The 21,218-nt window shown below is 46.9% G+C and carries 20 protein-coding genes; 18 read left to right on the top strand and 2 right to left on the bottom strand.

Translation table 11 applies throughout. The annotated features are described in order from the left end of the window. Window positions 1-373: 373 nt before the first annotated feature. The 11 genes from atpB to ACZ2XM_RS12880 all read left to right on the top strand — a co-directional run bounded on the left by atpB (window position 374) and on the right by ACZ2XM_RS12880 (window position 11,228). Window positions 374-1,240 carry a F0F1 ATP synthase subunit A gene (atpB, locus tag ACZ2XM_RS12830; protein ID WP_490589158.1) on the top strand — a complete coding sequence of 289 codons (867 nt, stop codon included), beginning with the start codon at window positions 374-376 and terminating at the stop codon, window positions 1,238-1,240. A 33-nt stretch (window positions 1,241-1,273) separates the two neighbouring features. Then, on the top strand, window positions 1,274-1,522 hold the full coding sequence (gene atpE, locus ACZ2XM_RS12835; RefSeq protein ID WP_010197960.1) for a F0F1 ATP synthase subunit C: 249 nt from the start codon (window positions 1,274-1,276) through the stop codon (window positions 1,520-1,522). Window positions 1,523-1,601: 79 nt separating this feature from the next. Beyond that, on the top strand, window positions 1,602-2,072 hold the full coding sequence (locus ACZ2XM_RS12840; RefSeq protein WP_490589157.1) for a F0F1 ATP synthase subunit B: 471 nt from the start codon (window positions 1,602-1,604) through the stop codon (window positions 2,070-2,072). A 13-nt stretch (window positions 2,073-2,085) separates the two neighbouring features. Beyond that, window positions 2,086-2,706 (top strand): F0F1 ATP synthase subunit delta, encoded by a 621-nt coding sequence (locus tag ACZ2XM_RS12845; protein WP_490589156.1) that lies wholly within the window; start codon window positions 2,086-2,088, stop codon window positions 2,704-2,706. Between the two features lie 84 nt (window positions 2,707-2,790). Beyond that, window positions 2,791-4,335, top strand: a complete 1,545-nt coding sequence (atpA, locus tag ACZ2XM_RS12850) for a F0F1 ATP synthase subunit alpha (protein WP_490589155.1) — start codon at window positions 2,791-2,793, stop codon at window positions 4,333-4,335. 472 nt (window positions 4,336-4,807) lie between these two features. Next, window positions 4,808-5,683 carry a F0F1 ATP synthase subunit gamma gene (gene atpG / locus ACZ2XM_RS12855; protein WP_490589154.1) on the top strand — a complete coding sequence of 292 codons (876 nt, stop codon included), beginning with the start codon at window positions 4,808-4,810 and terminating at the stop codon, window positions 5,681-5,683. Window positions 5,684-5,722: 39 nt separating this feature from the next. Beyond that, window positions 5,723-7,156 (top strand): F0F1 ATP synthase subunit beta, encoded by a 1,434-nt coding sequence (gene atpD / locus ACZ2XM_RS12860; protein ID WP_490589153.1) that lies wholly within the window; start codon window positions 5,723-5,725, stop codon window positions 7,154-7,156. A 73-nt stretch (window positions 7,157-7,229) separates the two neighbouring features. Continuing rightward, window positions 7,230-7,652, top strand: a complete 423-nt coding sequence (locus tag ACZ2XM_RS12865; protein ID WP_490589152.1) for a F0F1 ATP synthase subunit epsilon — start codon at window positions 7,230-7,232, stop codon at window positions 7,650-7,652. Between the two features lie 476 nt (window positions 7,653-8,128). Next, entirely contained in the window at window positions 8,129-8,845 is a 717-nt protein-coding gene (locus tag ACZ2XM_RS12870; RefSeq protein ID WP_201498496.1) for a response regulator, read from the top strand. 235 nt (window positions 8,846-9,080) lie between these two features. After that, window positions 9,081-10,769, top strand: a complete 1,689-nt coding sequence (locus tag ACZ2XM_RS12875) for an ATP-binding protein (protein WP_490589151.1) — start codon at window positions 9,081-9,083, stop codon at window positions 10,767-10,769. Window positions 10,770-11,048: 279 nt separating this feature from the next. Beyond that, window positions 11,049-11,228, top strand: coding sequence for a hypothetical protein (locus ACZ2XM_RS12880; RefSeq protein ID WP_490589150.1), 180 nt, complete (start codon window positions 11,049-11,051; stop codon window positions 11,226-11,228). A 234-nt stretch (window positions 11,229-11,462) separates the two neighbouring features. Here the strand turns inward: ACZ2XM_RS12880 and ACZ2XM_RS12885 are convergent, their stop codons facing one another. Beyond that, complete coding sequence (locus ACZ2XM_RS12885; RefSeq protein WP_490589149.1) at window positions 11,463-12,914, bottom strand: ATP-binding protein; 1,452 nt, start codon at window positions 12,912-12,914, stop codon at window positions 11,463-11,465. A gap of 433 nt (window positions 12,915-13,347) precedes the next feature. Here ACZ2XM_RS12885 and rpsP point away from each other — a divergent pair, with 433 nt between their 5' ends. The 4 genes from rpsP to rplS all read left to right on the top strand — a co-directional run bounded on the left by rpsP (window position 13,348) and on the right by rplS (window position 15,767). Beyond that, window positions 13,348-13,611, top strand: coding sequence for a 30S ribosomal protein S16 (rpsP, locus tag ACZ2XM_RS12890; protein WP_201498500.1), 264 nt, complete (start codon window positions 13,348-13,350; stop codon window positions 13,609-13,611). A gap of 195 nt (window positions 13,612-13,806) precedes the next feature. Next, window positions 13,807-14,340, top strand: a complete 534-nt coding sequence (rimM, locus tag ACZ2XM_RS12895) for a ribosome maturation factor RimM (RefSeq protein WP_490589148.1) — start codon at window positions 13,807-13,809, stop codon at window positions 14,338-14,340. Window positions 14,341-14,369: 29 nt separating this feature from the next. Beyond that, window positions 14,370-15,146 carry a tRNA (guanosine(37)-N1)-methyltransferase TrmD gene (trmD, locus tag ACZ2XM_RS12900; protein WP_490589147.1) on the top strand — a complete coding sequence of 259 codons (777 nt, stop codon included), beginning with the start codon at window positions 14,370-14,372 and terminating at the stop codon, window positions 15,144-15,146. Between the two features lie 219 nt (window positions 15,147-15,365). Further along, on the top strand, window positions 15,366-15,767 hold the full coding sequence (rplS, locus tag ACZ2XM_RS12905; protein WP_490589146.1) for a 50S ribosomal protein L19: 402 nt from the start codon (window positions 15,366-15,368) through the stop codon (window positions 15,765-15,767). A 227-nt stretch (window positions 15,768-15,994) separates the two neighbouring features. Here rplS and ACZ2XM_RS12910 read toward each other — a convergent pair whose 3' ends face one another. Further along, entirely contained in the window at window positions 15,995-16,558 is a 564-nt protein-coding gene (locus tag ACZ2XM_RS12910) for a DUF4442 domain-containing protein (RefSeq protein ID WP_490589145.1), read from the bottom strand. 256 nt (window positions 16,559-16,814) lie between these two features. On the opposite strand from ACZ2XM_RS12910, the gene ACZ2XM_RS12915 reads away from it, so the two are divergent. The 3 genes from ACZ2XM_RS12915 (at window position 16,815) to uvrC (ending at window position 21,075) form a co-directional block, all read left to right on the top strand. Beyond that, complete coding sequence (locus ACZ2XM_RS12915; RefSeq protein ID WP_490589144.1) at window positions 16,815-17,195, top strand: HNH endonuclease; 381 nt, start codon at window positions 16,815-16,817, stop codon at window positions 17,193-17,195. Between the two features lie 348 nt (window positions 17,196-17,543). Beyond that, the gene (locus ACZ2XM_RS12920) at window positions 17,544-19,100 is read left to right on the top strand and encodes a DUF3360 family protein (protein WP_490589143.1); all 1,557 of its coding nucleotides are present in this window, start codon (window positions 17,544-17,546) and stop codon (window positions 19,098-19,100) included. A 151-nt stretch (window positions 19,101-19,251) separates the two neighbouring features. Further along, on the top strand, window positions 19,252-21,075 hold the full coding sequence (gene uvrC, locus ACZ2XM_RS12925) for an excinuclease ABC subunit UvrC (protein WP_490589215.1): 1,824 nt from the start codon (window positions 19,252-19,254) through the stop codon (window positions 21,073-21,075). Window positions 21,076-21,218 lie beyond the last annotated feature (143 nt).

Raw genomic sequence — 21,218 nt, forward strand, 5'->3', positions numbered from 1 at the left:
CAACGAAATTGTGAACCTTAGCGTATTGGTTAATTGGATTTACAAAGAGAGCCGGCTAGGGAAGCTAGGCTTGTAGTCTTATAAAACACTATAAAGGGCGAATAGTAACTATGTTTCGGCCCTTTTTTGATAAGTGTTCGTTTTGTAGAGCACCCTAGATTTTGCACAGTAAAGCTAGACCGTTTTAAGAGATACCAAGTTTTAGAGATACCAGGTAGTAGCACGTAACGACCGCAGCAACAAGCAGTCAATGGGCACCCTAATATGGTGGCGTTCTCTGTCCTTGCCAATAGCAAGACAAGAGTATGAGCACCTTAAGTATTAGGCGATACAAACTCGGTGATTCAATCGTTGATTATAAAGAAGCGAAATTATGGCAGGCGAGCAAACCACAACAGAATATATCTCTCATCACTTAACGAACTGGACGTACGGCTATCTGCCGGGCGAAGGTTGGAAAGTTGCCTACACGGCTGAAGAAGCTAGTGCTATGGGCTTTAAAGCTATCCACCTAGACTCTATGCTTTGGTCTATAGGGTTGGGCCTAGTGTTCTGTGCGCTGTTTTGGATGGTTGCGAAAAAGGCCACTTCAGGCGTCCCTGGTAAATTGCAGGCGGCTATTGAGATGATCGTTGAATTCGTTGATAACAACGTTCGCGACTCTTATAGCGGGACTTCAAAACTGATTGCCCCGTTAGCGTTGACCATTTTCGTTTGGATTTTCTTGATGAACTTGATGGACTTATTGCCCGTTGACTTCATCCCAGCACTGGCTGGACAGATCGGTGCAATGATGGGCCATGACCCACATCACGTGTTCTTTAAGATTGTGCCAACGACCGATCCTAACATCACGCTCGGTATGTCGTTCTCAGTCTTTGCGCTTATTATTTTTTACAGTATTAAAGAGAAAGGTATCGGCGGGTTTGTAGGTGAGCTAACGCTACATCCTTTTAGCGCCAGTAACCCTATCGTGCAAGCTATCTTAATTCCCGTAAACTTTATTCTAGAGTTTGTTACCCTAATAGCCAAGCCTATCTCTTTAGGTCTACGTCTATTCGGTAACATGTATGCTGGGGAATTGATTTTCATCCTGATTGCCCTAATGCCATTTTGGATTCAATGGGCACTATCAGTACCGTGGGCAATATTCCACATTTTAATTATTACCCTTCAAGCGTTCGTATTTATGATGCTGACCATAGTTTATATGTCACTTGCATCATCAACTGAACATTAATTAGACATTCAATAGGTAAATGAGGATACATCAATGGATCCAGTATTAGGTGGTTATACAGTTATCGCAGTTGCACTGCTTATCGGTCTTGGCGCTTTAGGCACCGGCATTGGCTTTGCTATCTTGGGCGGTAAATTCTTGGAAGGCGTAGCCCGTCAGCCAGAGCTGGGCTCGCAATTACAAACCCGTATGTTTATCGTAGCAGGTCTACTTGATGCGATTCCTATGATCGGTGTCGGTATTGCTATGCTATTGTTGTTCGCCAACCCTCTAGCCGGTTAATCTGAAATCTCAGTTTGACTTAATTTGATCATGAACTTTGATCAATTAACTGATTTTTCATTAACAATGAGGTGATCACGTGAATATCAATTTTACCATCATCGGTCAAGCCATTGCGTTTGCAATATTCGTGGTTTTTTGCATGAAATTCGTGTGGCCACCACTCATTGCAGCGATCAATGAGCGTCAGCGTAAAATTGCTGACGGACTGAATGCCGCTGAAAAAGCAAAAGCTGACCTAGCTTCTGCCGAGCAAGAAGCCGAACTTGAGCTGAATGCCGCCAAAGCTAAAGCTGCTGCCCTGATTGAGCAAGCGAACAAAAGCGCCAACCAACTGGTTGAAGAAGCTAAGGTTCAAGCTCAGTCAGAAGGCGAGCGTATTCGTCAGCAAGCTCGAGCGTCTATCGATCAAGAAATCAACCAGGCGCGTGAGTCACTACGTGCCCAGGTCGCTGAGCTGTCTGTACTTGGTGCAGAAAAGATTCTACAAGACAAAGTCGACGTGCAAAAGCATGCTAGCATGCTAGATCAACTCGCGGCAAAGCTCTAATTGTGAGGATATAATGGCTGACTTTTCAACCTTAGCACGACCTTATGCCAAAGCTGCTTTTGACTATGCCAATGAGCATAGCGTGGCGGATGCATGGGAGGACTTTTTGTTTATTGCTAGTACTGTCGTCAATGACAAGTCTTTTCATGACATGCTAGACAATCCGGCCATTGCTGCTGACCAAAAAGTGAGCGCTTTGGTTGATCTTTACGACACCCAAGTCGCCTGCACCGAAGATACGGCGTTCAAACAACTTTTGAGCGCTACTGGCGCGCACAAGTCTGCGGATGCCGAGTATCCTAAAGTGTCAGCTGGCCTGCGTAACTTCCTCAGTCAGTTGGCAAACCAAGAACGCCTCGCACTGCTTCCTGAGGTTTATGAGCATTATCGTCGCCATAAAACCCAAGCGCAAAAGCAAGTCGATGCGTATGTGACCTCAGCGTATCCATTGACTGATGCACAGCGTGACCTATTCCAGACCCGTCTTGCAGCCTCGCTCAATGCCAAAGTGGTATTGCACGAAGCCGTGGATCCCAGTCTATTAGCAGGCGCGACTATCAAAATCGGTGACAAGATCATCGATGACTCTATGCGCGGTAAGCTAAAACAGTTAAAAACGCAGCTTATGGCTTAATAGTGGTTTAACTGAGCTAATTGCTTAGTTGAAAACGGTTAAGACTCTGTAAGTTGGTTATCATAAATTAAAGGAAACAAGGCAATGCAACAATTGAATCCAGCGGAAATCAGTAATCTGATTAAGCAGCGTATTCAAGACCTTGATGCGGGTGCAACTGCAAAAAATGAAGGCACGATTGTCAAAGTATCAGACGGTATCGTGCAGATTCATGGTCTTGAAGATGCCATGTACGGTGAAATGATTGAGTTTGAAGGCGATGTCTATGGCATGGCTTTGAACTTAGAGCGTGACTCAGTCGGTGCGGTAGTACTGGGTGAGTTCTTGACGCTACAAGAAGGTCAAAAAGCATACTGTACTGGTCGAATCTTAGAAGTACCGGTAGGTCCTGAGCTGCTAGGCCGTGTTGTTGACGCCTTGGGTAACCCTATCGATGGTAAAGGTCCTATTAATGCTAAAATGACCGATAAAGTCGAAAAAATCGCCCCAGGCGTTATCGACCGTCAGTCAGTAGACCAGCCAGTAATGACCGGTTATAAAGCCGTTGATACTATGATCCCAATCGGTCGTGGTCAGCGTGAGCTTATCATTGGTGACCGTCAGACGGGTAAAACCGCGATGGCTATCGATGCCATTATTGCGCAGAAAACTTCTGGCATTAAGTGTGTTTACGTCGCTATCGGTCAAAAACGCTCTACTATCGCTAACGTCGTGCGTAAGCTTGAGCAATCAGGTGCCTTAGAATATACAACAGTAGTTGTGGCTTCTGCCTCTGAGCCTGCCGCTCTCCAATACATCGCGCCATACTCTGGCTGTACGATGGGTGAGTACTTCCGTGACCGCGGTGAAGATGCACTGATTGTTTTTGATGACTTATCAAAGCAAGCCGTAGCTTATCGTCAGATTTCACTATTGCTCCGTCGTCCGCCAGGTCGTGAAGCTTATCCTGGTGACGTCTTCTATTTACACTCACGTTTACTTGAGCGTGCTTCACGCGTAAACGCAGCGTATGTAGAAAAATTCACCAATGGTGAAGTGGTTGGTAAAACCGGTTCTTTAACTGCGCTACCTATCATTGAAACCCAAGCCGGTGACGTATCAGCATTCGTACCAACCAACGTAATCTCAATTACCGATGGTCAGATTTTCTTAGAATCTAGCCTATTTAACTCAGGTATTCGTCCTGCGGTTAACGCCGGTATTTCAGTATCTCGTGTTGGTGGTGCTGCGCAGACCAAAATCATCAAAAAGCTATCTGGCGGTATCCGTACAGCTCTAGCTCAGTATCGTGAATTGGCGGCTTTCGCTCAGTTTGCCTCGGATCTTGATGATGCGACTAAGCAACAGCTTGAGCATGGTGAGCGTGTGACCGAATTGATGAAGCAGAAACAGTATCAGCCAATGAACATCGCTGACCAAGCTGTGGTTATCTATGCCTCAAACGAAGGTTTCTTATCAGATGTGCCCGTAGAAAGAATCGGCTCATTCGAAGAGTCATTGCTACGCTACATGCATGATGAGCAAGCGGACTTGATGAAAGAAATCAACGACACTGCCAACTACAACGATGATATCGCTGGCCGTTTACAGTCGTCTATCAATACCTTTAAGCAAAATCACAGCTACTAAGCTAATAGCGACTGCCTTATCTATAATCTACAGGCAGTGGCCAGCGGTCTCTTATTAGCGCCGCTGTTTATTAGTAAATGAGTTGAGTGATTGGCTAGGGTAGGGCTTATGATTGGCCTAGGCTGATAAAAGTACTGCCCACTACTGGTGTTATCAATAACGATGGCGCCAGTAGACCCAAGTAAGTGCTGGTAACAGATAATAAACTATCTAGCTTATTAGGCTTACGCCAAGCCCTACCACGCTCGCTGTAAGACAAGCATCGTAGGCACCGAATACAATGCTTTGTCGTTTATACTTTTGGTGAGCTTATCGGGTTATTTTTAGCCCAACGACTCGATAACCCTAAAGGCGTAAACAGGAAAGCAATCAGCATTTCTGATTAACGTTAATCGTCGCTAGCTGGCGAATAGCGGTCTGCAGACAGTTTGGTATTCATTTTTGATTTATATCCCACCGTATTGGAACCATTATGGCAAGCTTAAAAGAAATACGTGCCAAAGTCACCAGTATTAAAAGTACCCAGAAAATTACTCGTGCCATGCAAATGGTCGCAGCGAGTAAGATGCGCCGTGCGCAAGAGCGCATGGAAGTGGGACGCCCTTATGCTGATAGTATGCGTCGAGTGATCTCTCACTTAGTGCATGCCTCGTCAGACTATAAGCATCCATATATGGTCGCGCGTCCTGTCAATCGGGTTGGTTTTATCGTGGTCACCTCTGACCGCGGCTTAGCTGGTGGCTTGAATATTAACTTATTCAAAGCCCTCACTCGTGAGATCAAAGACTATCAAGATCAGTCTGTACAAGCAGAGTTTGCTGTCATTGGCTCAAAGGGCGTAAGCTTCTTTAAAAGCTTTGGCGGTAAAGTCACTTCAGCAGTCACTGACTATGGCGATAAACCGACCTTTGAACAGCTTAATGCGCCGGTCCAAGCCATGTTAGATGATTATGCTAAAGGCAATATTGACCGTATATACATGGTGTATAACAAGTTTGTGAATGCGATGACGCAAAAGCCAACCGTGACTCAGCTGGTACCTCTACCAGAAGGCTCACTCGAAGGCAGCGCCGTGCAGACAGAGCACAGCTGGGACTATATCTATGAGCCAGACATCAAGACTTTAATTGACGGTTTATTAGGCCGTTACATTGAGTCTATCGTCTATCAAGCCGTAATGGAAAACATCGCCTCTGAGCAGTCTGCTCGTATGGTAGCGATGAAAGCGGCTACCGATAACGCTGGCGACCTAATTAACGATTTACAGTTGGTTTATAACAAGCTGCGTCAAGCCGCGATTACCCGAGAAATTTCGGAAATCGTTGGTGGTGCTGCTGCTGTTTCATAATTGACTACACCTATATGTTAGAAGTTCAAGGAGAACGCAATGAGTAGCGGTCGTATTGTACAGATCATTGGCGCGGTTATTGACGTTGAGTTTGACCGTAGCAATGTGCCCCAAATTTATGACGCTCTGCAAGTCGATGGTACTGAAACCACGCTTGAAGTACAGCAGCAGTTAGGCGATGGCATCGTGCGTACGATCGCCATGGGTTCAACCGAAGGGTTGAAGCGTAACCTTCCTGTGACTAACAGTGGTGCGCCTATCTCTGTACCAGTAGGTATGGGTACGCTAGGTCGTATCATGGACGTATTGGGTCGCCCTATCGACGAAGCAGGTCCAGTACCTACTCAAGAGACTTGGTCTATCCACCGTGAAGCGCCAAGCTACGCTGAGCAGTCAAACAGCACTGAGTTGCTAGAGACTGGTATCAAAGTTATCGACTTACTATGCCCGTTCGCGAAGGGTGGTAAAGTTGGTCTGTTCGGTGGTGCCGGTGTTGGTAAAACCGTTAACATGATGGAATTGATCAACAACATCGCTCTAAAGCATGACGGTTTGTCTGTTTTTGCTGGGGTAGGTGAGCGTACTCGTGAAGGTAACGATTTCTATCATGAGATGCAAGATGCTGGCGTTGTTAACACCGAAAACTTTGAAAAATCTAAAGTTGCGATGGTATACGGCCAGATGAATGAGCCACCAGGTAACCGTCTACGTGTTGCGTTGACCGGTCTAACTATGGCTGAGTACTTCCGTGACGATATCGACCCTGCTACTGGTAAAGGTCGTGACGTACTACTATTCGTAGATAACATCTACCGTTATACCCTAGCCGGTACTGAAGTATCAGCCCTACTAGGCCGTATGCCTTCAGCGGTTGGTTATCAGCCAACGCTAGCGGAAGAGATGGGTCAGCTACAAGAGCGTATTACTTCTACACAAGCCGGTTCTATTACCTCTGTGCAAGCCGTATATGTTCCCGCGGATGACTTGACGGATCCATCACCTGCTACGACGTTTGCTCACTTAGATGCTACAGTCGTATTGAGCCGTGATATCGCTTCACAAGGTATTTACCCAGCGGTAGATCCTCTAGATTCAACGTCGCGTCAGCTTGATCCTTTAGTAATCGGTGAAGAGCATTACAACGTAGCACGTGGCGTACAGGAAGTCTTGCAGCGCTATAAAGAGCTAAAAGACATCATCGCTATCTTGGGTATGGACGAGTTGTCAGAAGAAGACAAGCTAGTCGTTTACCGTGCTCGTAAGATTCAGCGTTTCTTGTCACAGCCTTTCCACGTAGCCGAAGTCTTCACGGGTGCGCCAGGTAAATATGTCCCACTACGCGATACCATTGCTAGCTTTAAAGCAATCATTGCCGGTGAGTATGATGATTTACCTGAGCAAGCATTCTACATGGCCGGCGGCATCGACGAAGTCGTTGCGAAAGCTGAAAAAATGAAATCTACTGCTGCCTAATTAATGGTGCTGGGGGTAGGCGGCTTGGCCGTGACTGCCCCTGGTAATAGCAGCGTCCAGTTAGGAGATAAGCATGGCAACCTCAACCTTAGAGTGTCGGGTAGTAAGTGCTCGTGAAGAGCTGTATTCTGGTCCGATTACGATGCTGATTGCCACAGGTAGTGAAGGCGAAATCGGGGTGTTGCCAGGCCATACACCTCTTATTACGCTGCTAAAACCAGGCCCAATGCGTGTGCAAAATGCTCAAGGCGAAGAAGAAGTTATCTATGTCTCTGGCGGCGTTCTTGAAGTGCAGCCAAAGATGGTAACCGTACTGGCAGATACCGCAGTACGCGCCCATAACCTTGACGAAAGCAAAGTCATTGAAGCCCGTAAGAAAGCAGAGCAGATGCTGGCCAATCAAAGCGATCAGGTTCAGACTGGTGCCGCCCTTGCGTCATTAGCTGAGACGGTCGCCCAGTTAGAAACTATCAGAAAGTTCAAAAACCGCGCTTAAGTTAGCGTTTACTGCTGATAGCTTGCAAGTACTCTAAAAAACAGTCTTTTATAGGCTGTTTTTTTATGGCTAATTTTTAGTCAATACGGCATTATTCAGAGCCGCTTTGCTCAGTGTCGTTTTAGTTATTGGGCAATATTGATGCTATGATTAGAGGCTAATGCTAGGCTAAATTAATGTGTTTCCTCTATTGTCTATCATGGTAAGATGTAGTATTAGTAACGGTTTTAGCGTAGAATTTTACTCAGCGTACCGGTTAATATTTGGCTTTAATATTGCCTGCTTTGCAAAAATTTAGGCACATTGCGAGTCTCAGTAACAATAAGACAAACTTAGAGCTGTCTTTACCTCTCGCTATTCGTATCTCAAATCGTCATAATCCTATTTATCCCGTATTTATCACGGATAAAAAATGGTATCAGACTCTTTTGCAAAATCATTTTGGTGATATTTGTTAGTATTTTAAGGACATAACAATGGCAACATCTGAAGAAGACAACACCCCCCGAATTCTCATCGTAGAAGACGATGAGCGCTTAGCGATGCTAACGCAAGACTACTTGGTTAAGAATGGCCTAGAGGTAGCGATTGAAACCGACGGCAACCGTGCTATACGCCGTATCGTAAACGAGCAGCCTGACCTAGTGGTACTGGACGTTATGCTGCCTGGTAGCGATGGCTTGACCGTCTGCCGTGAAGTGCGCCCGCATTACCACCAGCCTATTTTGATGCTTACCGCCCGTACTGAAGATATGGATCAGGTACTTGGATTAGAGATGGGTGCTGACGATTACGTTGCCAAACCAGCTCAGCCACGCGTACTACTAGCGCGTATCCGTGCCTTGCTACGTCGCTCAGAAAATGCGCCATCAGAAGATGTGCCACAGCGTCTTGAGTTTGGCGAATTGGTCATCGACAATGGTGGCCGTTCGGTGACGCTAGATGATGAGTTGGTGGACTTTACTAGCGCTGAATACGACCTATTGTGGTTGCTCGCGTCAAACGCCGGTCGTATCCTATCGCGTGAAGACATCTTTGAGCGTCTCCGTGGTATCGAATATGACGGTCAAGACCGTTCAATCGACGTGCGTATCTCTAGAATTCGTCCAAAAATTGGTGATGACCCAGAGAATCCAAAGCGTATCAAAACCGTCCGTAGTAAAGGCTATCTCTTCGTTAAAGAAGGCAACTAGTCACTAACGGTGGTCTAGTTGGTTAACGCTAGCAGTCTTTGCTTAATAAAAAACCAGCAGTTTGCTGGTTTTTTTGCTTTATGCTGGCAGTTATGCGAATGGCCCTAATAAGGTGAATTTATTGGCCGTATTGTGTATTATTGCGGACGCTTGCTCACTAATAACCTGTTAGCGTTTGCTTTTAAGGCCAGCCCACTGCCTGCAGTTATTTCGAAACCTAGAATGGTGTTACCTCATGTCGCTAATTTCCTCCTTAAAGCACAGTATCTTTGTCCGCATTTATGCCGGACTGCTGTTAGTTTGTCTGTGTGTGGCATTATTTGCCCAACTGCTAATGGATACAGTCAATAAAGAGCGTGTACAAGCTTACCGTGAGAATATGGCGACCGGTGCCTTTTACTTGGTCAGTGAAGGGGTGACGCATCAGGAGTCCCAGCTGCAGCGCGACTATTGGCTTTCAGATGCTAGCAGTCTGTTCGGTGCGACCTTCAAGGTCATTCCTTTACCAGAAATCGACTTTAGCTCTAGCGAGTTGAATCGTTTGGAAAAACAGCAGACGGTCGTGCGTTATGATAAGCAGGGCCACTACGCGCAAATCTACCATAAGTTGCCGGAAGAAGAGTCCATACTGACGGTAAAGGTAGCGCAGGTCACCGAGCAGCAAGTGCGCGCTATGGCCATCTTCTTACTTGATGATTTGTCCCATTATGCCTCGCTAACGGACAAGCAAGCGCGCCTAAAAGAGCTTGAGGAGCGCTTCTCTTTTCCTCTCAGCCTACAGATGGTCAATGACCTTGGTCTAGATAATGACCAAAAGGCGCGGTTGCGCCGTGACGAAGTGGTGTTCTTATTCCAAGACAGTACCAGCAATAAGAGCAACTCCTCGATTAAAATCATCATTCCTTCCGAAATTAATGACATGGTGGTGGTCATGGGGCCGGTAGGGCTCTTTAACTGGTTCCCACTGAATCTCATTATTAGCGTGGTGTTGATCAGTATGTTCCTGATTAGTCTGGGGGTTTATGCGCTGATTTTCCCCTTAGAGCGCAAGCTGCAATTGATTCAGATGGGCGTCAACGAGGTCAGCCACGGTAATTTGGATACACGGGTACAAGTCATTGGTCAAGACGAGATTGCTCGGCTATCCGCCACTTTTAACGCCATGACTGAGCATATTAAGCGTCTAATTGAGTCGCAGCGTGAGTTAACCCGGGCGGTGTCGCATGAACTGCGGACACCGGTAGCGCGGATTCGCTTTGCCGTCGATATGCTGGCAGATACCGATGATGAAGAGTCGCGCTTTATGCAGCGGGATTATATTGATGAAGATATTGAGTCGCTAAACTCGTTAATCGATGAGATTTTGACTTACGCCAAGCTAGAAGAGGGCTCGCCAAAGCTGGATTTAGAATCCGTCAATTTGAGTGAACTGGTCGAGCAAATCGTGCGCGAAACCAATGCTTTGGGCAAGCCTATTACCGTTACCGCCAATCCACCAGGGGCCAAAGTTACCGCGATTGCCGATCGTCGTTATTTGCACCGGGTGGTACAGAATTTAGCGGGCAATGCGCTACGTTATGCTGATAATACAATTATCGTTAGCGCTGGGGTCAAAAAGGGTATTGCCTTTGTCTGTGTAGAAGATGATGGCCACGGTATTCCGGAAGAAGATCGCGATAAGGTCTTTATTCCTTTCGCCCGTCTAGATGACAGCCGTACGAGAGCTTCAGGCGGTTATGGGCTCGGTCTGTCTATCGTCTCGCGCATTGCCTTCTGGTTTAATGGCAATATGAAAGTCGATGAGAGTCCAAAATTAGGCGGCGCCCGTTTTATCATGACTTGGCTGGTGAAGCCTTTGACGCAAACGATCTCTGCAGATCAGATTACTCAAGAGCAGAGCGAACGTAAGCTTATGGATTCTTAGCCGCATAGCCCCGTTAATAACGCCTTCTCCATACTCATAAGACATGCGCTGATAGAGCTCCTAAACAGTTACTAAGTTATGTGCGCAAGTGCCCTAGACAACCGTTAAGCGGGTCTAGTGAGGCCTTCAAAGCGGCTAGGGTTGTCTTTCGGGCAGATATCCACTATATTTGCTCAACACTATGCCATTATTTGGCTGATGCTTAGAGAGCTGGTATAGGATGTAAAGGCAGGGCTGCACAGTAGGCTGCCTAACGATAATAAAAATTAAGGATTGGTTATGCCCTACGTTTTTGGCGTGTTAGTCATACTCAATGCCCTCATGCTGGGCTATTACATTTTTTTTCCGCAAGAGCCAGACTCGCAAAGCTTACAAAGCGCGCAGTCCGCTTTAGTACAGCCTATAGCTTTTGAAAACTCCTCTGCGCATGTACCGCCACTCATTGGTACCAAAAAGTAGTGAAGTTCTTAATGATTTATTATGCGACTCTTAGCGTAGCTGTAGAGTAAGGTTGATACCCCTATTCCCATAAAAAAAGCTTACGAGAGATCGTAAGCTTTTTTTATGGGGTAACTTTAAGGGTTACTAGGTTAGCCGATATGACCGACGTTATTGTTTGTTCAAACCTCTTGTACTTTTAAGCCGCTTTAACAAAAAGCTATTTTAGTCCTTACTTTGCTTATTAATTTGCCCTTACTTCTCTGGAGTAGGGTCTGCTAAACGCTTCGGCATCGGGACATCGGTAACTTTTGATAATAGCGGGATGCGCACACAAACTTGCAATCCACCTTCAGGGTGGTTAATCGCCTCGACCGTGCCATGATGCAGGTGGGCAATCCGGCCTACGATAGCCAGGCCCAAACCACTACCTTGGGTAGTCCGAGCCGTCTCACCGCGCTCAAAGGGCTGCATAATACGCTCTAACTGATCTTCTGCCACGCCGCTACCGCAATCTCGCACACAAATAATCAATTGCTCAGAGGCCTGACGATTCAAATCATTTTCAATAATCACATCACCTTCTTCCACAGGAGGCAGGGTTTCAGCAAAGGTAGGCACTATGGTCGCAGACAGATAAATAGGCGGCTTACCATAGCGGTTGGCGTTATTAATCAGGTTGATAATTAATCGCTTAATGGATAAAGGGCGCAGTGGAATCTCAGGTAAATTCTGTGACTCGTAAATAAATTCAAGCGGCGCTAACTGGATAATCACTTCATTAAAAATACTGTCTAAATCTGTCAAGCGCACAGGCTCATCAGAGCCATCCTTCATAAAGGAGATAAACTGCTCCAAGATGGCATCCATATCTTCGATATCATAAATCAAGCCTTCGCGGAAAAACTCATCTGGCAGCATCTCTGCCGTCAAGCGCATCCGCGTCAACGGTGTCCTTAAGTCGTGGGAAATACCCGCGAGCATAATCGTGCGCTCTTTTTGCGCTTGGTTGAGCGTGGTGAACAGCCGGTTAAAAGCAGCATTCACTTGGCGAATTTCGCTAGGTCCCTTATCCGTGGGTAGGGTAGTGGCATGGCCCATACGAATATAGTTGGTAGCGGCCCGCTGGAGATGGCGTAAAGGACGGTTTAATTGGCGGGCGAGTAGCGCAATGGTCAGTAAGGTCAAAAACGGCAGACCTAAGATAAATAGAATGATTAAAGTGGGGCTATATTGTGAATAGTAGATAATCGGCTCACGCAGCCAAAAGCTAGTATCCGCGCTGTCTTGCACCCACAGCTGCGGGGTGGGTTTGAATTTAAAATAAACCTCCACTGGGCGGCCTAATTGCTGACTGATTTCTGCCTCTAACACGCTAGTAAATAAGCCAACGAAAGCTTTATCTGCCACTTCCGGGAATTTCTGCTCATTCTCTACTACTACGACATGCGATTTGTCATAAACCCATTGCGCGACCTCAGGCTGCTGTGACCATTCTTGGCGTGCACTGGTAATGAGTTTCATCTCGCTGGTCAAGTAACGCGCATGGTTTTTCAGTTCAGGTAAGTACAAGCTGCGCCAAAAAAACCATAGCGTCAGCGCCACACTGATAAACACAATCGACATGACCATGAAAGTGGTCTGCCAAGTGGATGAATAGGCGCGCGACTTTGTAGGGCGGGGTCTACGAGAAGGAAGAGCGGGCATAACAAGGTTACTCACAATACTCAGGCAAAGTTTAAGGCCAGCAGATGGGTCAAGCGGCTGCTGCTTCGGGTAGCGGCTGGGTCTAGTAGCAGAATACTGTTATTAATAGATCATGTATTAATAAATAATGTATTAACAGACAATGGCCATAACCCAGTTAGTTTACCAGTTAACGGCAGGAGCACTAACTACTTTACGTGAAGAGGCTATTTACTCTCCGTGAACAGGCCTGGTCATAGGGTTGAGTTTATTTAAAAATAGTGTCCCTGCAGCCGAGTGGTCCAAGGTTTGTCTATACCTTTGTAATAGATTTTCAGGGCTTGCCAAATCTCGGCTGACGTCCTAAAATAAAAACATTTATCTAGTTTGCAACCCCTCAGCTCTGTGATATAATTATGCCCTTTTTGGTATACCTGCGAAAGAGAGAATTCATATGGTTGTTATTCGTTTAGCACGGGGCGGCGCCAAGAAACGCCCATTTTATCAAGTTGTTGTCGCTGACCAACGCCGTTCACGTGATGGCCGTTACATCGAAAACATTGGCTTTTTTAACCCACTAGCTAAAGGTCAAGAAGAAGCTTTCCGCTTAAACCTTGACATGTATAACGCTTGGGTTGCTAAAGGCGCTCAGCCTTCTGACCGCGTTGCTGCACTAGCTAAAGCTTATGCAAAAACGGCTACAGAAGCCACTGCTTAAATTTTTTTTATTAGCGTATCTAGCGGTTGGTTAGATGCGCTGAGTTAGTCACTGTTGGTCGCTTTTTTTATTATTTTTTAATTTATTATTCTTTAGTTAAGAGCGCGCAGTACTAGCCATTTTTATCCTTAGCAGTTGTTAGATATCAGTTGTCAGATATCACTGTGTCATCCTATTAAGAGTGTCTTTATCATCATGTCCTCAATGCCAAGCCCAGATGAGTTAGTAAAAATCGGCCAGCTAAAAAAGCCTTACGGCATTAAAGGTTGGCTATGGGTGTTCAGTGAGCTTGATGAGCGCGACACCATTTTTGAGATGCAGCCGTGGTGGATTAAGACAGCAACCGGTATCCGTCCGTTAACGGTGACCAACTGGCGTAAGCAAGGTGCGGGCATAGTCGCTCAATTTGAGCAGATCCCTGACCGTAATGTTGCTGAAACCATGATTGGCGTCCCGATTTGGACGGCAAAGGATGCTATGCCTGAGCCTGCGGAAGATGAGTATTACTGGTCGGATCTGCTTGGCCTAACGGTCATTAATGAGCAAGACGAGTGCTTAGGCGAGATTACTGAAATGTTTGAGACCGGTGCCCACGCTATCATGCGAGTGGCCGCGACCGACGCCAGTATCGACGCTGAAGAACGCCTCATCCCTTGGCACAAGCAAACGGTAGTGACAGTAGACTTAGTCGCTAAGACCGTCTTAGTGGATTGGCAGCGCGATTATTAATCATTACTAACGAGCAATAGGTGGTAGTAATGTATTTTGCGGTGATTAGTATTTTCCCTGAGATGTTTGCAGCGATCAGTCAGTACGGTATTACCGGCCGCGCAGTACAGCAAGGCCAAGTCGTCATAGAGGGGTTTAACCCGCGCGACTATACTACGGATAATTATCGACGTGTCGATGAGCGCCCTTACGGCGGTGGTCCGGGTATGGTGATGATGGCAGAGCCCTTAGCCCAAGCAATCGCTGCGGCTAAAGCTAGTGCTAGCGCAAAAGGTTGCCGTGTTGATGCCAGTCACTGTCCCGTCGTCTATCTCTCGCCGCAAGGCAAGACGTTAGCCGAAGCCAGTGTGCTACAGATGGCTGAGCTCGATGGCATGATTTTATTATGCGGTCGTTACGAAGGCATCGATGAACGCCTATTAGCGCAGCACGTCGATTGTGAAATATCAATTGGCGACTATGTACTAACCGGTGGCGAGCTGCCGGCAATGGTGCTCATGGACAGTGTGATTCGTCGGATACCCGGTGTTATGGGTGATGACCAATCAGCAGTTCAAGACTCTTTTGTCGATGGTCTGCTCGACTGCCCGCATTATACCAAACCAACGGTATACGCCGATGAGGCTATCCCTGAGGTATTGCTGTCTGGGCACCATGCCAAAATCGCGGAATGGCGATTTGTGCAGCAAGCTCAGCGGACTATAATGCGGCGGCCCGATTTGTGGCAAGCGTTTACCCCAAGCAAGCAGCAGCTCAAATGGCTGCAAAAAGCTGGGGTAGCGCTAGAAAGCGATGCGAGTCGCTAGTCTGCACGGATACCATACAGCAAACCGATAAAAATGCGCTGACCTGATTAAGCAAAATTTTAAGTCATTTAATTTCTATTATATTGAGCGCGTCATTGTATTAATGGCCTCTTAAACCCCAAGCGACTGCCGTAGCAAAATAAGCTGTGTTATGGTGATTTAATTATAAACAGGTGATAAGCGTTAAGCCTCTATCGTCTAATATGAGGAGCAACTCTCATGAGCAACAAACATTTATTAGTTCAAGCCGTTGAAAACTCTCAGTTAATTGAACGTCCAAGTTTCGCTCCTGGTGATACTGTTGTCGTACAAGTAAAAGTTCGCGAAGGCGAGCGTGAGCGTCTACAGGCCTTTGAAGGCGTAGTAATCGCTAAGCGTAACCGTGGTCTTAACTCTGCGTTTACTGTACGTAAAATCTCTAGCGGTGTTGGTGTTGAGCGTGCTTTCCAATTGCATTCTCCAATCATCGATAGCATCGAAGTGAAACGTCGCGGCGCTGTTCGTCGTGCGAAACTTTACTATCTTCGTGAGCGTTCTGGCCGTTCTGCGCGTATCCGCGAGAAGCTTACCGTTCGCCGTGTTGATAGCAAAAAAGCTGATGCTGGCGTTCCAGCCGAGTAGAGACTGCACCAGGAATCTAAGTCATTCAGACTAGATTTAGCAGTAATATCCTTTTATAGATCATTAATTGGGTATGCCAAAAAAGACAAAACCCCAACTTGAGCAATCGAGTTGGGGTTTTTGTTTGGGGCAAGAAAAAAGAACTGATAACAATCGGGCTTGCCCTTAAATCCACCTCCGGCCCCTCCTTTATAAAAGTAGGGGCGATCTAAGTTTTGCAGGCGTTACTAACTGTGCTTTACCATAGCGCTGATACGGCTGCTCTGGGTTTTAGAGCCACTGAATTTACGCAAGCGGATATAGAGCGTTTTGCTCACTGTCGCCACGATTTTGCCTTCTTCATCGAGGATGTCGATTTCGTAATCACGGAAAACCGCCTGCCCGCTTGCAGCCAAACTTTTGATGGTCTGCAGTTCCTGTTGGCAAACATGCATATTGGCAGTGACTTTACTTTTACCTGGCGCGACAAAATCAATCTGTGACGCTTTATCCCAGACCACATAATCATCCCCTAGCATTTGCATTAATAGCAGCATATAAAAGGGATCGACCATCGAATATAGACTGCCGCCAAATTGGGTGCCGACGACATTTTTATTCAGCGCCGTTAACGGCATAGCCACGCTACAGCGCCCGTGCACTAAATCCAGTTTGGTCATCTTTACCCCTGCGCCAAGATAAGGCGCATAGGTATTGATTCGCCACATAATCAACTTCGGCAATAAGGGCGGTAAGACTTTCTTTTTCAGCTGGATTTGCGCGCTGCGCAGGGTCTTTTGCAGTAAGGACATAAACAGAACTCATAATAGATACCATAATAATTTAGCACATTTTTTGGTGGCCGGCGTATTGAGAACTCATTAGGTTAATGACGGTTAGTGAGTTGTATTTATAGTCATTATTAATAGGATGATAACGGAATAATACTTAAATAAAGGTTAGATGCAGGCTAGGTAATGATTCAATTGAGAGCACGCCCTAATATAGTGATAACCGCCAGTGTTCACATAAAGATAGCCGGGACAGCCGCAAAATCAGGAGTGATAAATGATGGCGAATTATGTCGATATAGACCCTTTAGCGTCTCAAGCCGATGAGGGTACAGAAACAGAGATAGCAGCCAGTACAGAGGCTATCTGTGAGCTCTGTGGCCGCAATGAAGTGGCATTGACCCGCCATCATCTCATTCCTCGTGCTCGGCACAATAAAGCGCGCACCCGTAGGCATTTTAGTCGCGATGAGATGGTCACCGAGATTGCTATGATTTGTCGACCTTGTCACAGCCAGGTGCATCGCCTATTTGCCAACCATGAGTTGGCCAGTTATTACCATACCATTGCGCGTTTGCAAGACCATAGCGAGATGCAGAAGTTTATCCAATGGATTCGCAAGCGTCCAGCGGGGCTAAAAGTGCGGGTAAGGCGTTGATAAAAAAATAATTCTTATAATTAAAACAATAATAACCTTTATAATAACAAGGGATTAGTCGGTTTCTAGCTATATTCTCGATAATAGTAAGTAAAACTGCGGCTTACCACACTCGCTTTATGGAGATGAATCCCCTACAATAATGACCGAATTAGGTTAGGTTGGTTATCGGCGATGGTGATTAGACCTAATAACTGCGGTTTTTAACTGCCTGTACCACGAGCTACCACCCCCTTGCGTAGCTATTTTTTCTCTGACTTTTTCTTCCCTGCAGCCGACCGCTATCGGTATGGCAGTCGCTACTGTATTGCAGAATGAGCAGAATCTCATATCACATAAGGAGATGTAATGAGTCCTAGTCAGATCCCGACTCCCGGGTCTAAGACCACACTACCTGATAATAGCGACAGTATTACTGCCACCTCTACTACAGAGGACCATTCTGCAGCGCTGCACGGTACGTATGTCGATCTTCATAAGCCTAGCTCAACGTTTGCCAGTCGCGACGACTACCTCAATCACGAACTACAGATTATGCAGCCCAAGCGCTGGCGTCCTAACCTGCCGTTTCGGGATTATCGCTTTGAATATGAAGATACTATTCCGGCCATGGCCGCGACTATCGGTAAAGTGGTTATGGTGGGCGCTATTGCCGCCACCTTTGCGGGCCCACTAGGGCTTGGTGATGCATTCATCTTAGAAAACGTACGCTACGAACTGTTAATTGTCTCCTTCTTTATCATTTTATTCTCAGGCTTTTTGCTGCCCACGGCCAACTTGGCGGGTACGCATGGTCCGCTAATTCCTTTAATCCCTATTGTGGTCGCTGCGGGCGGTCACCCCATGGCGTTTGGTCTTTTGATTGGCGCTTTTGGCCTGTTGCTAGCCATTAGTAAAGGGGGGAGTCTGCTGGCCAACTTGACCAGTAAAGGCGTGTGCGGGGGACTGCTGCTTTATCTGGGCTTTATTGGCACCACCTCGCAAGTCAAAAACCTATTTGCTTGGGCAGAAGGCATCGGCATGGCACATATCGCCTTTGTGGTTATTCTGCTGACCATCATCCTTTACGCCGTCTTAGAAAATTATCAAAAACGCTGGCTAGCCGTACCGTTAAGTTGTTTAGTCGGCGGCGGTACTGCCTTTTTAATGGGCGCACCATTTGCGTTTAAAACCGCACCGGGTCTGCCGCATATGAGCCCAATGTATTGGTGGGGCGAAAACAGCGGTTGGATGCTCGGTCTACCGACGCTAGAGAGCTTTATCGTGGTGCTGCCTTTTGCCATCTTAGCCGTAGCTATGTGGTCGCCGGATTTCCTAGGCCATCAAGTGTTCCAGAAAATCAGCTATCCTAAACGTACCGAACGGGTATTAATGGACATCGATGACACTATGGTCAGTGCGTCTTTCCGTCAGGTCGCAGGCTCGGTATTGGGCGGCGCAAACTTCGCCTCCTCATGGGGGACTTATATCGTCCCGGCAGCGATTGCCAAACGCCCGATTCCAGCAGGGGCTTTGCTGACCGCATTATTCTGTATCGTGGCCGGCATTTGGGGCTATCCAATGGACTTAGCCATTTGGGAGCCGGTATTGTGTGTGGCGCTCATTGTTGGGGTCTTTATCCCGCTATTAGAGGCCGGTATGGAGATGACACGTGAAGGTAAAACCACGCAGTCTGCCGCCATCGTAGTCTTTGCTTCCGCCTTGGTAAACCCTGCGTTTGGTTGGTCGCTGACGTTATTATTAGATAACTTGGGTTTAATCGGCTCAAAAGAGCGCAGTGCGGGTCTGACCAAGATGAGCCGTTGGATTATCCCTGGGGTGATGTTTGTGGTGCTAACGGGTGTAATGGCTATCGTCGGTATGCTGCCGGGTATCCCTGCGTTGATGGCGAGCTTCCGTCATTAAGCGGGCAGTACTTAAGTTAGAATGACCGTAAAGCCAGCTTAGTGCTGGCTTTTTCACGCTTGCAATTTGGCCGCTATTGCCCCATAAATAGAGGATATTTCAGTATTTTGATGGCCTCGATCCTATGGTTACTGCTCCTACAACTGTCCCCATGCCAGCCGATGATAAACAAGCCCGGCTTAAGCATTTAATCAAGCGTCTGCCCAATTTGCCAGGCGTGTATAAAATGCTAGGTAAAAATGGTGACATCCTCTATGTGGGCAAGGCCAAGTCGCTAAAGAGCCGGGTAAACAGCTATTTTGCCAAGACCATTGACCATCCGAAGACTCGGGCTTTGGTCGCGCGTATCCATAATATTGAAACTATTATTACCCGCAGTGAGACGGAAGCGCTGCTGCTCGAACAGAATCTGATTAAAGAGCATCGTCCCCCTTATAACGTTTTGCTACGCGATGATAAGTCTTATCTATACGTGTTTATCTCAGCCGATCAGCCCTATCCACGGTTGGCTTATGGACGCGGCAAAGGCAACCATCAGAAGGGCAAGTTTTTCGGACCCTTTCCTTCTGCGCATGCCGCTAAAGAAACCTTGGTCATGATGCAAAAGATGTTTCAGATGCGCCAGTGCACCAATACCTTTTTTCGCCAGCGCAAACGCCCGTGCTTGGAATATCAAATTAAACGTTGCCGGGCTCCTTGCGTTGGTTTCGTCACGCCAGAAGAGTATGCCGAAGATGTGAATAATACGATTCGCTTCCTCAAAGGCGACTCGAGCGATATTCATAATGCGCTGATTGCTAAGATGGAAAAGGCGGCGGACGATTTGGACTTTGAGCAGGCGGTATTCTATCGCGATCAGCTGTCGATGTTGCGCGAAGTGCAAGCACGACAAGCCGTCTATACGATTAAAGGCGAGGCCGATGTCATTGCTATTGGCAGTCAGGCGGGCATGACCTGTGTGAATGTTTTAACGGTACGGGGTGGTCGGGTTTTAGGCGGTAAAAACTATTTCCCCGACGTTGATAGTAGCGAACCCTTACCCGATAATTTATCTGCCTTTATTACCTCGTTTTATTTCCAAGTCACCGATGATTTGCCGGCTGAGATTATCTTAAGCCATGAGTTGCCGGATCAACAGGCGGTCAGTGAAGCTTTAGCCACTCATTTCGGCAGTAAAGTAGCGATTAAGACCAGTGTGCGCGAGCATCGTGCCGAGTGGTTAGATTTGGCAAAATTGAATGCTAATAATGCGTTAAAGACTAAGCTAGGCGATTATTTAGAATTAATGAACCGCTTTAAAGTGTTAAAAGAAACCTTAAAAGTGGTGACGGATAGACCTATTGATCGGATTGAATGTTTTGATATTTCGCATACGATGGGCGAGGCGACCATTGCCAGCTGTGTGGTCTTTGACCAAGGTGGGGCGCGTCGTCGCGACTACCGTCAGTATGCCATCCATGATATTCAAGGCGGCGATGACTATGCGGCGATGAAGCAAGCGTTGACCCGGCGCTATAAAAAACAACCCTTGCCGGATCTACTGTTGATTGATGGGGGTAAAGGTCAATTAAATATGGCCAAAGAAGTGCTGACAGAGCTGGGCATTTTAGACGACACCCTGTTAATCGGGGTGGCCAAAGGCGAAGGGCGGAAGGCAGGCTTAGAAGTCTTACATTTCCTCTATCATGAGCCGCTCGATTTGCCTATGGACAGCAAGGCGCTGCATTTGCTGATGCATATCCGGGATGAGGCGCATCGTTTTGCTATCACTGCGCATCGGAAAAAACGCGATAAACGCCGTTCCTCTTCAGTGTTAGAGGTGATTCCGGGTCTTGGCGAAAAACGTCGTCGCGATTTGCTTAATCACTTTGGCGGTCTGCAGCAATTACTGGGGGCGTCGCAGCAAGAGTTGGGCGGGGTGCCGGGGATAGGTCCGGTGTTAGCGAATACCATTTATAAAGTCTTACACGAATAAGAGCAGCTAAAAATTCCTATAAAAAACGGGCCGTGAATTACTCTTCGCGGCCCGTTTTTTTGCCCCCTCCCTTTTGTAAAGGGAGGGTTGGGGAGGGATTCAATAAAACATCAAGCCTTTTCTGATAAGTCACAAAGCGGTAG

The organism is Psychrobacter sp. CoH-33_TS_01 (genome assembly GCF_058189395.1).